The organism is Sphaerotilus montanus, from assembly GCF_013410775.1.
In the GTDB taxonomy this organism is placed as follows: Bacteria; Pseudomonadota; Gammaproteobacteria; order Burkholderiales; family Burkholderiaceae_C; genus Sphaerotilus; species Sphaerotilus montanus.
On record NZ_JACCFH010000001.1, the window covers coordinates 1,951,145 to 1,964,023 of the forward strand.

Below are 12,879 nucleotides of genomic sequence, written 5' to 3' on the forward strand. Positions count from 1 at the left end.
ACGTGAAACTGCACATCGCCCCCCGCGCCCCGAACCCGCGCCGCGTCCAGATGTTCCTCGCCGAGAAGGGCGTGTCGGTCGAGACCGTGCCGGTGGCGATCAACACGCAGGAGCACCGCTCCCCGGAGTTCGTCGCCAAGAACCCGGTGTCCCGCGTGCCCGTGCTGGAGCTGGACGACGGGCGTTTCCTCGGCGAGACCCGTGCCATCTGCACCTGGTTCGAGGGACAGCATCCGGAGCCGAACCTGATGGGGGTAGATGCCGAGGAGCGCGCCTTCATCGAGATGCACGACCGGCGCGCCGAGTTCTACTGTCTGCTGCCGATCGCGAACTGGATCCGCCACTGCCACCCCGGCCTCGCACCGCTGGAGCAGCCGCAGTTCCCCGAGTACGGCCAGTCGCAGGCCGGGAAGCTCCCGGACCTGCTGCGGGTGTTCGACGTGGAACTGGCGTCGCGGTCGTACTGGGCCGGCGAGCGTTTCACCATCGCCGACATCACCGCCTTCTGCGCGGTCGAGTTCGCACGCGGGCTGATGAAGTTCCGGCCGAGCGACCTGGGGCTGCTGCACCTGCAGGACTGGCGCGACCGTATCAACGCCCGGCCCAGCGCCAAGGCGGGAATGTGAGTCAGAACGCGCTGGCGTAGCGCTCGAATTCCCACGCCGAGACGTGGCGTGCGTAGGCCAGCACCTCGTCGCGCTTGAGCCGCAGGAACTCGCCGGCCAGCACTGGCCCGAGCGCGCCGCAGACCACCGCGTCGGCTTCCAGCGCGTCGAGCGCCTGGTCGAGCGACTGCGGCAGCAGCGCGATGCCGCGGGCGCGGATCTCGGCCAGCGACAGCGCGAAGAGGTCCTCGCTGCAGTCCGGCCCGGGGTCGAGCTGGCGGTCGATGCCGTCGAGGCCGGTAGCGATCAGCGCGGCGGTGGCGAGGTAGGGATTCGCGCTCGCGTCCGGCACGCGCCACTCGAAGCGGCCGGGCAGCGTGCGGACCATCGCGGTGCGGTTGTTCGGGCCGTGCGTGACGTAGGCCGGCGCCCAGCTGGTGCCGGAGAGCGACTCGCCGACGACCAGCCGCTTGTACGAGTTCACCGTCGGCGCCGCCAGCGCGCAGAGCGCTGCGGCGTGGTGCAGCACGCCCGCGATGAAGTGCCGACCCAGCGCGGAGAGGTTCGCGCCCGGCGGATCACCCGCGCCCGTGTCCGGCTGGAACACGCAGCGCGCAGCGTCACCTTCGCCGTTCCACAGCGACACGTGGAAATGCAGCCCGCTGCCCGGCTGGTTTGCAAACGGCTTGGGCATCATCGAGAACACCATGCCGCGCGCCTCGGCCAGCGCGTGCGCGGCGAGCTTGAACAGCATCACGTGGTCGGCGCTCGCCAGCGCTTCGTCGTAGGCGAAGTTGACTTCGTACTGGCCGTGGGCGTCCTCGTGGTCCAGTTGCAGCACGTCGAGGCCGGCGTCGGTCAGCACCTGCCGCAGCGCTTGCAGGAAGTCGAACTGGCGCGGCAGCGACTTCAGGTCGTAGGACGGTTTGTCGAGCCGGTCGCCGTCATCGGCCGGGAGCCAGCGGCCCTCCGGCGTGTGGCGCAGCAGGAAGAACTCCGGCTCGATCCCCGTGCGCAGCGACCAGCCGCGTGCGGTCAGCTGGCCGATGGCGCGGCGCAGCACCTGCCGCGGGCAGGCCTCGAACGGCGTGCCGTCCACGAAGCCGTCGCCGACGATGCGCGCCACGCCGGGCATCCACGCCAGCGGCTGCACCGTGGCGGCGTCCCCGCGGGCGTAGAACTCCGAGCGTGGTCCCGTGCGCGGCAGGCCCGTGCCCCAGATCGACGGGCCGGCAAAGCCCGCGCCATCGCGCAGCACGCCGTCCAGGTGCGCCAGCGGGACGAGCTTGCCCTTGGCGGCGCCGTGCAGGTCGGTGAACTGGACGAGCAGGGTGTGGATGCCCTGGGCGTGCAGGCGGGGGAGCAGATCGGTCGCGTTCGGCATGGAACGCAGTGTCGCGTGTCAGTCGCGCCGCAGCAACCGCACGTGCATGGGGCGGGTGAACTGCGCGCCCAGCGGGCCGCAGTGGGGCGCGAACCGGGCGCGCACCGCGGCGATCTTCGTGTCGTCCAGCCGGTGGTCGGCATAGGTGGGGCGCATCATGCGCTGCTCGAACTCGGGGAAGTCCCGGAAGGCGACCGGTGTGTCGAAGCGGCACTCGGACACCTGCGACCACCGGCCTGTGCGCAGTGCGGTGTCCAGTGCCGCCTGGGCCGCGGCCCGCACGGTGCCCTCGTCGTTGTAGAGCCGCACGAGTTCGTTGAGGGGGCCGTCGTAGACCGGCTCCGACACGTACAGATGTCCGCCGGGGCGCAGCACGCGGGCGATCTCGTCCAGCGCCTGCGCCATGTGCGACACGGGCACGTGGTGCAGCGACTTCAGCATCAGCGCGAGGTCGAAGGACTGGTCGGCGGCCGGGATCGCCTCGGCTCCGGCGGCGACGAACACCAGGCCTGGCTGCTGCGGTGCGGCCAGATTCAGGGCGTGCTGCCGTGCATCGACTTCGAGGCCGGTGACGTGGCTGTCGGGGTAGCGGGCGAGCAGCGCGCGGGCCAGCCGTGCGGCACCGCAGCCGAGTTCGATCACCTGCTGCCCCGCGAGCGGGACCAGTTCGGCCAGCAGGACCAGTTCATCGTCGAGCAGCCGGGGGGCAGGGGTGGGCTGGTGCGTGTGCGGGGTGGCGGGTGTCATGGCGGTGAACCTCGGGCAGGAACGGGGGTGGGAACGTGGCGGCGCAAGGCCCGCAGGCGGGCTTCCAGGGCCGTGGCGGAGAGGACACCGACATGGGCTTCCACCTGGCGGCCGTCGGCATCCAGGAACAGGGTGGTCGGCAGTCCGCGCGAGCCGATGGCGGGGCCGACGCGCATGGCAGGGTCGAGCCACACGTCCTGCAGCGACAGTCCCTGGTCGGCCAGATAGGCCCGCACTGCGCTGGCGGACTCGCCCTGGTTGATGAACAGGATCCGCACGCCGGCAGCGCCCCGGGCGCGCTCGCGCTGCTGCGCGGCCGCCAGCAGCGGCATCTCCTGCCGGCACGGGCCGCACCAGCTCGCCCACAGGTTCACGATGGTCGGCTGGCCGAGCGCGCGTGCACGCAGCGTGACCGGGGGACTGGCGCCATCCGCAGACAGGGGCGCCAGGGCCAGGTCCGGCAGCGCGGGTGGCCGGCTGTGCGCCTGCCAGAGCAGCACGCTGCCCCAGGCCACGGCGCCGGCCAGCGCGCCCAGGCCCAGCGGACGGCGCAGCGCAGGCTGGCGCAGCAGCGCCACCGCCAGCACGCCCAGGCCCGCCACCAGGCCGGTCGGCAAGTGCCACCCTCCGTCGCGCAGGTCGAGCATGGCCAGCGGCGCGGCGGCGTACAGGTCCGCCTGTTGCGCCAGGTGGACCAGCCGCGCCGCGACCAGGCCGGCGCCGGCCGCGCGCAGCAGCAGCGATTCCGCGGGTGCCGGATCGATCCCGGCGCGGCGCGCCAGTCGCCCCGCCAGCCAGGCGGCCAGCCACACCGACAGCAGCAGCGCGACTGGTCTCAGCGGCAGGGACAGCGGGCCCACGGTGATCGACAGCATCGGGTGTGTGCAACAGGAACGACGGGAGGAGGCGCGGGACCGGGTCGCCAGGAGTACCCGGCGGTCTTGATACCCGTCACAGTATCACTGTCCGGCGCTGGCTGGTGGGTGCCAGCGGGTGGGCGGCGCCCCGAGCCGCTGCGTGCACACCCGTGTCAGCGCGGCGGGCGAGGCATAGCCGACCGCCGCGGCCACGTCCTTCACCGACCACCCCTCGGCCAGTCGCAGCCGCGCCACGCGCAGCCGCCAGTCGGTCAGGTAGTCGCCCGGGGGAACCCCGACCGCGGCCCGGAACTGCGTCGCCAGCATCGTGCGCGACCAGCCGGCTTCGGCGGCCAGCGTCTGCAGCGTCCACGGCGCACCGGGTCGGGCATGGATGGCCTCCAGCACGCGCTGCAGCCGTGCGTCCGACAGGGCGCCGAGCAGGCCGACCTGCCCGCGCGCCTGCTCCACCGCCTGGCGCAGCGTCTGCAGCAGCAGCACCTCGGCCAGCCGTGCCAGCACTGCGCCGTGTGCCCATGCGGCGGTCTCGTGCTCGCTGACCAGCAGTGCCCAGGCCGCGGCCATCGGGCGGGGCATGTCGCGCAGCGGCACCACGACCAGTGGCGCCAGCGCCCCGGTCAGCGGATTCAGCGCCGGATCGCCGAAACGTACGGGCGCGCTCAGCAGCCTGGCACCACCGTCGCTCAGTGCGCGCAGCGTGTGGGCGGTGGGGGCCGGCAGCCAGAGCAGCGCGGGTTGCAGCAGGGGCTGGTGGGGTGCGATCTGCACCGGCCCGCGCAGCAGCAGGTGCAGCCAGCCATGGGCTTCAGACGCGTCGATTGCAGGGGTGACCGGCGCCGACAGGGGCGCCGGACGGACCGGGCCGGCGTTCAGGGGAAAGTGCTGGAGCAGGGTCGTGAGGCGGTCATCCATCGACCGATTTTCTTCGGAATGACCGAACGATTGGCAATCAGAAAAAGCGATTGCATTGCTAATCGTCCATCCAGGGCTGTGTGTCTCTTTTTGTTGACGACTCTGGTTTATTTGTAACCAATTGAAACTGATTCAGTGGTTCGAAGTTCTCCGGATCACGCCTGTGGATAACCCGGTGCCGAGCAGCACGACCGCCCCGCCCAGCAGCATCGACCCCGTCACCGATTCGCCCAGGAACAGCGCGCCCCAGAGCGTGCCGAACACCGGCACGAGGAAGGTCACCGTCACCGCGCGCGAGGCGCCGACACGCTCGATCAGCCGGAAGAACAGCACATAGGCGATGGCCGTGCAGCCGACGCCGAGCACCGCGGCGGCAGCCCAGGCGAGCGGTGCGGGGGGCTGCGCTGGCCAGGTCCACAGCGCGAACGGCGTCAGCGCGACCGCCGAGACGATCTGCGAGCCGGCGGCGTTGACCATCGGGGGCACGCCGGTGAGGTGGCGCTTGGTGAAGTTGGCGGCGAAGCCGTAGCACAGCGTCGCGCCGACCATCGCCAGCAAGGCCCAGCCGGAGCCGCCGGGCTTGAAGTCCGCCTTGTCCGCCGCCAGCAGCACGACGCCCGCCATGCCGATCACCAGCCCGGCCACGCGCCCCGCGCCGAGCCGGTCGCGCAGCCAGACGGCGCCGATCAGCGCGGTCATGATCGGCACGGCGGCATTCAGGATCGACGCCAATCCGGCTGTGATCGACAACGTTGCCCAGGCGATGAGCACAAATGGGATCGCGCTGTTGAACAGACCCATGACCGTCACCACGCCGATCCGCTCGCGCAGCGCGCCCACCTGACCCCGCAGGACCAGCACCGGCAGCAGGCAGGCGGTGGCGATGGCCACCCGCAGCCACATCAGCGGCAGGGCCCCGAAGGCCGGTGCGGCGTAGCGCATGAAGAGGAAGGAGCCGCCCCACAGCGCGGCGAGCAGGACCAGATCGGCGAGGTCACGGGGTTTCAAGCGAGGCTCCGGATTCGAAAGCCAGCAGTGTGCGCTTGCGGTCCAGGCCGCCCGCGTAGCCGGTGAGGGCGCCACCGCGGCCGACGAGGCGGTGGCACGGGATGATGATCGACAGCGGGTTGCGGCCCGTCGCTGCGCCCACGGCGCGCGACGCGGCAGGGCGCCCGAGCGCGGCGGCGACCTCGCCGTAGGTGCGGGTGCCGCCGTAGCCGATGCGGGCCAGTTCGGCCCAGACGGCCTGCTGGAAGGGCGTGCCGTCGGGGGCCAGTGGCAGGTGGAAGGTGCGGCGCCGGCCGGCGTACCAGTCGATCAGCTGCGTGGCGGCTTCCTGCAGCAGCGGGTGCTGGTCATCGCGTTGCCAGTCGGGCGCGGGGCCGTCGAAATGGCGTTGCCCGACGAACCACGCGCCGCGCATTCCGGCCCCGGAACAGGCGAGGACCATGGTCTGGAGGGGTGTTGACAGGTCAGACCAGAATGTGCTTGAAGGCATGGTGGACTCCCGAGAGGCCGACCGATCGGCCACAGAAGGGATTATCCACAGCCTGTGCGGGACGACTCGCCGCTTCCGGACCTGATGTCTGGGCTGGGGCTGCGCAAGTTATGCACAGCTTGTGCACAGGTGAGCGGGGCTACCGGACGCGCCGGTTCCGGGATTTCCACAGGGCCACGAGTTCGACGCAGCCCCACAGCACCGTGCTGCCCAGCGCGAGGGCGGGGTGGGTGATCCAGCGTTGGAGGGGACGGTTCATGGCGCGATGGTCGCGGACTTCCGTGACACGCGTGCGTCGGGGCGGTGACGGCAGGGCGGAGTGTCACATGGCCGGCGTATGCTTTTTGGCTTTGCCGATCGGACCCGGGTGCGCAACGTGAGCACGGAATTTCCCGCTGATTTGCCCGAATTGCAGGAGTTGCAGCAGCTGGTCGCCGACACCCGGGGCCGTGCCCGGTCGCGGGTGGTCTGCGAGGTCGCGGTGGGCGGGCGCCAGTTCCCGGTCCACGCGGTCACGCTGGGCAGCGACGACCCGACCGCGCCGGCGATCGGCCTGTTCGGCGGCGTGCACGGACTGGAGCGCATCGGCGCCGAGGTGGTGATGGCCTACCTGCGCAGCCTCGTGCGGCGCCTGTCCTGGGACCGCGTGCTGCAGCAGCAGCTGGAGATGGTGCGGCTGGTGTTCATGCCGCTGGTCAACCCGGGCGGGCTCTGGCTGGGCACACGTGCCAACCCGGCGGGCGTCGACCTGATGCGCAATGCCCCGCAGGACGCCGTCGACCGGGTGCCCTTCCTGATCGGCGGCCAGCGGCTCAGTGCTTCGCTGCCTTGGTACCGGGGCCTGCGCGGCGCGCCGATGGAAGCCGAGAGCCGCGCGCTGTGCGAGGTGGTCGAGGCCGAGCTGCTGGGGCGGGCGTTCAGCCTGGCGGTCGATTGCCACTCGGGCTTCGGCGTGCACGACCGGATCTGGTTTCCCTACGCCCACACGCGCCAGCCCATCGAGCACCTGCCCGAGCTGCACGCGCTCAAGCACCTGCTCGACCAGAGCCAGCTCCACCACCCCTACGTCTTCGAGCCGCAGAGCCGCCAGTACCTCGCGCATGGCGACCTGTGGGACCACCTCTACCTGCGGGCACTGGCCTTGCCCGGGGCGCGGGTCTTCCTGCCGCTGACGCTGGAGATGGGCTCGTGGCTATGGGTCAAGAAGAACCCGCGCCAGCTCTTCTCGCGCCACGGCATCTTCAACCCGCTGATCGCGCACCGCCAGCAGCGCGTGCTGCGGCGGCACATCGTCTGGCTCGACTTCCTGACACGCGCTGTCTGCAGCCACGCGCACTGGCTGCCGGTGGGCGAGGCGCGCGAGGTGCACCGCGCCGAGGCGCTGGCGCACTGGTACGGCGCCAAGGGGCCGGCATGAACGCGCCCGTCTGGCTGCTGCTGCGCGGCCTGACCCGCGACCAGCGCCATTGGGGCGACGTGCCGGAGCGGCTGGCCAGGGCGCTGCCGCCGGGGGCGCAGGTGGTCTGCATCGACCTGCCGGGCAATGGCGCGCTGCACCACCTGCGCAGCGCCGCGACGGTGGCCGGGCTGGTTGCGCAGGCGCGGGCCCAGGTGGCCGAGTGCGGGCTGGCCGGGCGCCCGGTGCATCTGCTGGCGATGTCGCTGGGTGCGATGGTGGCGGTGGCCTGGGCCGCGGCGCATCCGGACGAGATCGCCGGGGCCGTGCTGGTCAACACCAGCCTGCGGCCGTTCAGCCCGTTCTGGCAGCGGCTGCGGCCCCGCGCCTGGGCGCCGCTGCTGGCGTGCCTGTGGCCGGGCACGTCCGCCGAGCGCTGGGAGCGCTGCATCCTCGGCCTGACCAGCGCACGGGCGGTCCGCCGGCCCGAGGCGCCCGCGCTGCTGCGGCAGTGGGCGGACTGGCGGCGGTCGCACCCGGTGTCGCGCGCCAATGCGCTGCGCCAGTTGCTGGCGGCTGCAACGTTTCGCGCACCGCGTCGGGCGCCGCCGGTGCCGCTGCGGCTGCTCAATGGCGCTGCGGACGGGCTGGTGCATCCCGCGTGTTCGCAGGCGGTGGCGCGGGCGTGGAACCTGCCGATCGCCGTGCACCCGGACGCGGGCCACGACCTGCCGCTCGACGATCCGGACTGGGTGGTGGCGCAGGTGGTGGCCTGGCGTCCCGGTGTCAGGGCATCGCGGTGATCGTTGTCGCCGCCGAGGCGCCACGCCACAGGTGCAGCGTCGCGTAGCTGCGCCACGGCCGCCAGGTTTGCGCGCGCACATCGGCCTGGGCGCGGGTGACTCCGCCCAGCGCCTTGCAGAGCACGACATCGCCGCTCGGCCACGCGTCCGGCCAGCCGAGGGCCCGCAGCGCGATGTACTGCGCCGTCCACGGGCCGATGCCGGGGAGGGCCTGCAGGCGGGCGAGTGTCGCGTCGAGGTCGGTGCAGGGACCGAGGTCCAGCGAGCCCGAGGCCACCGCGCGGGCCAGCGCCACCAGCGCCGTGGCCCGGCTGCGCACGATGCCGAGGTCGGCGAGCGCGGCCGGATCGAGTGCCGCGAGCCGCTCGGGCGGGGGAAAGAGGTGGTGCAGCGCGGCGAAGGGCGTGGGGCTCGCCTCGCCGAAGGCCTCGACGAGGCGACCGGCGAGCGTGTGCGCCGCCTTCACGCTGATCTGCTGCCCCAGCACGGCGCGCACCGCGACCTCGAAGCCATCCACCGCCCCCGGCACGCGCAGACCGGGTGCGCCCGCGGCCAGCGGCCCGAGGCCTTGCGCGACGGCCAGCGGATCGCAGCCCAGGTCACACAGCCGCCCGACCCCCGCGAGCACCGCTGGCAAGGCCCGCTGCAGACCCGGTGACACCGTCAGCGCCACCGCGTGGCGGGCGGCTGGCGCCAGCGTGATCGACAGCCAGCCGGTCTGCACCGTGTCGCCGCTGCCCAGCCGCAGCGTGCGGCGGTACAGACCCGAGGAGGTAGCGTCGTCGACGTCGACCGGGAGCACTTCCTCGACGCCGCGGACGCAGCGCGCGGCCAGGAAGTCGAGCAGCCCCGCCCAGTCGAACGGCGGCCGGAAGGCCAGCTCGAAGTGCAGGCCGCCCGTCGGATCGGCGGCCTGCGGGTCGGACGCGCGGCGCATCGTGCTCGGCGTCAGTCCGTAGCGGCTGCGGAACAGCGTGTTGAAGCGCCGCAGGCTGCCGAAGCCCGCGGCCATGGCGACCTCGGTGACCGGCAGCGCCGTGTCCGCCAGCAGCCGCTTGGCCAGCAGCAGGCGCTGGGTCTGGGCGTAGTCGATCGGGCGGACGCCGAACGCGGCGCCGAAAACGCGGCGCAGGTGGCGGTCGGTGATGCCCAGTTGCGCGGCCAGGTCGGCCAGCCCCGCGTCGTCGAGCGCCCCGGCCTCGATGCGCCGCGCGGCCGCCCACGCCAGGCGGGACGGCGCGTCGATCGACGACAGCCCCGGCGCCAGCTCCGGCCTGCAGCGCAGGCAGGGCCGGAATCCGCCCGCCTCGGCCGCCGCCGCGTGCACAAAGAAGCGGCAGTGGTCCGGCTTCGGCGTGCGCACGCTGCAGACCGGGCGGCAGTAGATGCCGGTCGAGGTCACGCCGACCAGGAAGTGCCCGTCGAAGCGGCGGTCGCGGGCGACGAAAGCGGCGTAGAGCGCGGCGGGATCGGTGTGCATGCGAGGGTGCGGGCAGTTGTATCGATTGGTGATGATCCCACCCCTGATTCGCGGGGGGTGGCGGCCGACAACCACTTCCAGTTCAAGGTGCGTGCACGCGGCCATCGGCTGCGGGACAGCCCGTCGACCGGGCCTGCGCGCAGGCCAATTCACGGAATAACTGCATCTGATCAACGGCCTGGTACTGGTTGGTGTTATTGCGTGCTGGTGGTTGTGTGGGCATTTTTGCCGAGTTCGGAGCCATCCGGTCCATGTCCCGATCTGAACCATTGCAACGTCTCGATACAAACGCCAGTATTCACCGTTCTGGGGCACGTATCCAATGGTTGCTCTGGTTGTGGTTCCTGATCGATTTCTCGGGGGAGAGACATGGTGGGTATTTCAGAAAAGGTACTGTTGCTGGAATTGAATGAAATCAACTGGCGCGTGGTCGATCGTCTGCTCGAACAGCGTGGCAAGGCTTTTCTGCCAAATTTCGAGAAACTGCGGGCAGAAGGGGCCTGGGCCGTGCAGTCCGCGGTGGAGCGTTCGCCGCTGCTGGATCCCTGGATTACCTGGGTGACCTTGCACACGGGGGTTTCCCCGGTGGTGCACGGGGCGTCCGTGCTGGAGCAATCCTCGGATTCCATCAGCGCCCCGCGCACCTGGCACTATGCCGCCGAGGCCGGGCGCAAGGTAGGGGTATTCGGGAGTATCAGCGCCTACCCGCCGCCGCCGGTCAACGGGTTTGTCGTGCCGGGCCCGTTTGCCCCGGGCAACGAGACGCACCCGCCACGGCTGGCGCCGGTGCAGGCCGTCAACCGGCGCTACACCCAGGTCCACAACAAGACAACGCGAGCGCCTACTCTCGCTGAAAACGCCGGAACGGCTGCCGCACTGATCCGCATGGGTCTCCGCCTGGGGACCATGGCCCATGTCGCGACCCAGCTGGTCCGCGAGCGCCTGCAGCCCGGCCAGCGCTGGCGCCGGGTGTGCCTGCAGCCGCGGCTGAATTTCGACATCTTCGCGTCGCTCTACCGCCAGGAGCGCCCGGACTTCGCCACCTGGCACAGCAACCACGCCGCGCATTTCATGCACCATTACTGGCGCGCCTGGGACGACGCCGTGTTTCCGGTCAAGGCCTCTGCCGAGGAGCGTCGCCAGTATGGAGAAGCCGTGCCGGAGGGTTATCGGCTTTGCGATGAACTGATCGGACGGGCGATGCAGTTGCTGGATGGGAATACCGTGCTGGTGGTGGCATCGAGCATGGGGCAGCAGCCGTTCATCAGTGACCGCTACAAGGCCGGCAAGGTCATCGTGCGCATCCGTGACATGGAGGCGCTGCTGGCGGTGGTGGGCCGCGCAGGTGTTTCGGACGTGGTGCCGACCATGGTGCCGCAATGGAATCTGCGCATCGACGATCCCGTGCGCCGCCACGCGGTGCAGGCCGCGTTCGAGACCGCCTATCGCCAGCGCGGGCCGGAGGGCACTTCTAGAAACCGACCCTGACCGCCGCCTGAGCCGCGCGCTGCGGCAAGATACCGCCCCATGATCACACCCCGCACCAAGCCATCGAGCTTCTTTCCTGAGGAGGCCGCGGACGACCTGTTCGTGGTGCAGCAGCGCAAGGCCAAGCTGGAGGGCTACGTACAGACGCTGGCGGCGATGGACGAACTGATCGACTTCGCAGCGATGGCCGCGGCGGTGGACAAGGCCTGCCCTCGCGCTGACCGCAGCAAGGGCGGACGCCCGCCGTACCCGACCGAGGCGCTGGTGCGCATGGTGTTCCTGCAAGGGCTGTACAACCTGTCGGACGAGCAGTGCGAGCACCAGGTGCTGGACAGGATGAGCTTCCAGCGGTTCTGCCGGCTGGACGGCGCGCTGAACATTCCGGACGCACGCACGCTGTGGAACTTCCGGCAGCGGCTGGCCGAAGGCGGGCTGGGAGGCCGGGCGATTTTCGAGGCGTTGAGCCAGCAGTTGCAGCGGCACGGCTTCATCCCGAGGGGCGGGCAGATCGTGGACGCCAGCATCGTGCAGGCGCCGATCACGCAGGCCAACGCCCGGGAGCGCGATGCGCTGAACAAGGGGGAGGCGCCCGAGGGCTGGAGCAAGAAGCGCCTGGCGCACACCGACCGGGACGCGCGCTGGACGCAAAAGCACGGCAAGTCGTACTACGGCTACAAGCTGCACGGCAACGTGGACGCACGCTACAAGCTGATCCGCCAGATGAAGATCACGGCGGCCAACGCCGACGACGGACAGCAACTGCCCGACGTGCTGCAGGTGGCGAACACGCGCAAGCGGCTGCTGGCCGACCGGGGCTACGACAGCGCGGCCAACCGTCAGACGCTGCAGCAGCACGGACTGGCCGACGGCATCGCGCGTCGCGCCAAGCCAGGGCAGACGGCCAAGGTTCGACTCAAGCAGCGCAACAAGACGATCAACCGCACGCGGGCGCGGGTCGAGCACGTGTTCGCGGCGCTGAGCCAGCAGGGCGGCAAGTGCGTGCGGGCGATGACGCTGGCGCGCAATGCGCTGGCGATCACGCTGCAGTGCGCGGCCTACAACGCGCGCAGGCTGGTGTGGCTGGTCAAGAGCGCAGGTCCGTCCGCACAGCCCGCGTGAGGGGAAAAACCCCGTCGCGGGGCACCGCGGCGGCGGGGACAGGGGCTCGCCGCCGTCATCCACTGCTCGTCTGAGCTGGATTTGTGCAGGCTCAGACCAGGTTCAGGGCTGCAGGGCCGGTTTCTAGAAGTGCCCCGGAGGGTGCGCAGCGCGAATCGTCGTTTGTCGTGCAGGAAACCGACGCCATTCTCACGGTGACCCCGCTCGGACTCGTCAGCGATGACCGGGACTGGCGGTATTTCTTTCCGCAGGCCGCGGGCGCCGATCCGCAGGGGTATCCGATCGAGTCGCTGATGGCGATCGACGCCCCCACGGTCAAGCAGGGCATGCACCACATCGACGGGTTGCTGGCGTTTTACGGCGCCGGGGTGCGCCGCGGCGTGCGGTTGCCGGACTGCACCAATCTCGATGTGGCGCCGACCCTGCTGGCGCTGATGGACGTGGCGGTGCCGGCGGTGATGGAGGGCCAGGTGCTGGGCTGCACCGACGCGCTGGCGGACCGTGTCCGGCTGGCCACCGACGCGAAGCGGGCGCCGCTGCCGATGGCCGCCTGAGCCGGGGCGCCTGGC

Annotated in this window: 13 protein-coding genes; 6 read left to right on the forward strand and 7 right to left on the reverse strand. The window is 71.2% G+C overall.

Going from position 1 to position 12,879, the window contains the following annotated elements:
- The first annotated feature begins 2 nt into the window (after nt 1-2).
- Nucleotides 3-626 (forward strand): glutathione S-transferase family protein, encoded by a 624-nt coding sequence (locus BDD16_RS08800; RefSeq protein ID WP_179633601.1) that lies wholly within the window; start codon nt 3-5, stop codon nt 624-626.
- 1 nt (nt 627) lies between these two features.
- On the opposite strand, the gene glnT is transcribed toward BDD16_RS08800, so the two are convergent.
- The 6 genes from glnT to BDD16_RS08830 all read right to left on the reverse strand — a co-directional run bounded on the left by glnT (nt 628) and on the right by BDD16_RS08830 (nt 6,024).
- A complete protein-coding gene (glnT, locus tag BDD16_RS08805; protein WP_179633602.1) occupies nt 628-1,989 on the reverse strand; it encodes a type III glutamate--ammonia ligase in 1,362 nt (453 codons plus the stop codon).
- A gap of 18 nt (nt 1,990-2,007) precedes the next feature.
- Nucleotides 2,008-2,736 carry a class I SAM-dependent methyltransferase gene (locus BDD16_RS08810; protein ID WP_179633603.1) on the reverse strand — a complete coding sequence of 243 codons (729 nt, stop codon included), beginning with the start codon at nt 2,734-2,736 and terminating at the stop codon, nt 2,008-2,010.
- Nucleotides 2,733-3,611, reverse strand: coding sequence for a TlpA disulfide reductase family protein (locus tag BDD16_RS08815; RefSeq protein WP_179633604.1), 879 nt, complete (start codon nt 3,609-3,611; stop codon nt 2,733-2,735). Before BDD16_RS08815 ends, BDD16_RS08810 begins: the two co-directional genes overlap by 4 nt.
- Before the next feature lie 84 nt (nt 3,612-3,695).
- Entirely contained in the window at nt 3,696-4,526 is an 831-nt protein-coding gene (locus tag BDD16_RS08820) for a helix-turn-helix transcriptional regulator (protein WP_179633605.1), read from the reverse strand.
- 132 nt (nt 4,527-4,658) lie between these two features.
- Nucleotides 4,659-5,534 carry a DMT family transporter gene (locus BDD16_RS08825; protein ID WP_179633606.1) on the reverse strand — a complete coding sequence of 292 codons (876 nt, stop codon included), beginning with the start codon at nt 5,532-5,534 and terminating at the stop codon, nt 4,659-4,661.
- On the reverse strand, nt 5,521-6,024 hold the full coding sequence (locus BDD16_RS08830) for a methylated-DNA--[protein]-cysteine S-methyltransferase (RefSeq protein ID WP_246332498.1): 504 nt from the start codon (nt 6,022-6,024) through the stop codon (nt 5,521-5,523). The genes BDD16_RS08825 and BDD16_RS08830 overlap by 14 nt, the downstream gene beginning before the upstream one ends.
- Before the next feature lie 376 nt (nt 6,025-6,400).
- Between BDD16_RS08830 and BDD16_RS08835 the strand changes: the two genes are divergently transcribed.
- Both BDD16_RS08835 and BDD16_RS08840 read left to right on the forward strand, forming a co-directional pair.
- On the forward strand, nt 6,401-7,441 hold the full coding sequence (locus BDD16_RS08835) for a M14 family zinc carboxypeptidase (protein ID WP_310732901.1): 1,041 nt from the start codon (nt 6,401-6,403) through the stop codon (nt 7,439-7,441).
- Nucleotides 7,438-8,223 carry an alpha/beta fold hydrolase gene (locus tag BDD16_RS08840; RefSeq protein ID WP_179633608.1) on the forward strand — a complete coding sequence of 262 codons (786 nt, stop codon included), beginning with the start codon at nt 7,438-7,440 and terminating at the stop codon, nt 8,221-8,223. Before BDD16_RS08835 ends, BDD16_RS08840 begins: the two co-directional genes overlap by 4 nt.
- Here BDD16_RS08840 and alkA read toward each other — a convergent pair.
- Nucleotides 8,207-9,703, reverse strand: a complete 1,497-nt coding sequence (alkA, locus tag BDD16_RS08845) for a DNA-3-methyladenine glycosylase 2 (RefSeq protein ID WP_179633609.1) — start codon at nt 9,701-9,703, stop codon at nt 8,207-8,209. The two genes, BDD16_RS08840 and alkA, sit on opposite strands and share 17 nt — an antisense overlap.
- Nucleotides 9,704-10,099: 396 nt before the next feature.
- Between alkA and BDD16_RS08850 the strand changes: the two genes are divergently transcribed.
- From BDD16_RS08850 to BDD16_RS08860, 3 genes are all read left to right on the forward strand, one after another.
- The gene (locus BDD16_RS08850; protein ID WP_179633610.1) at nt 10,100-11,191 is read left to right on the forward strand and encodes an alkaline phosphatase family protein; all 1,092 of its coding nucleotides are present in this window, start codon (nt 10,100-10,102) and stop codon (nt 11,189-11,191) included.
- A gap of 39 nt (nt 11,192-11,230) precedes the next feature.
- Nucleotides 11,231-12,310, forward strand: a complete 1,080-nt coding sequence (locus tag BDD16_RS08855) for an IS5 family transposase (RefSeq protein ID WP_179632624.1) — start codon at nt 11,231-11,233, stop codon at nt 12,308-12,310.
- A gap of 194 nt (nt 12,311-12,504) precedes the next feature.
- Nucleotides 12,505-12,864, forward strand: coding sequence for a hypothetical protein (locus BDD16_RS08860; RefSeq protein ID WP_179633611.1), 360 nt, complete (start codon nt 12,505-12,507; stop codon nt 12,862-12,864).
- Nucleotides 12,865-12,879 lie beyond the last annotated feature (15 nt).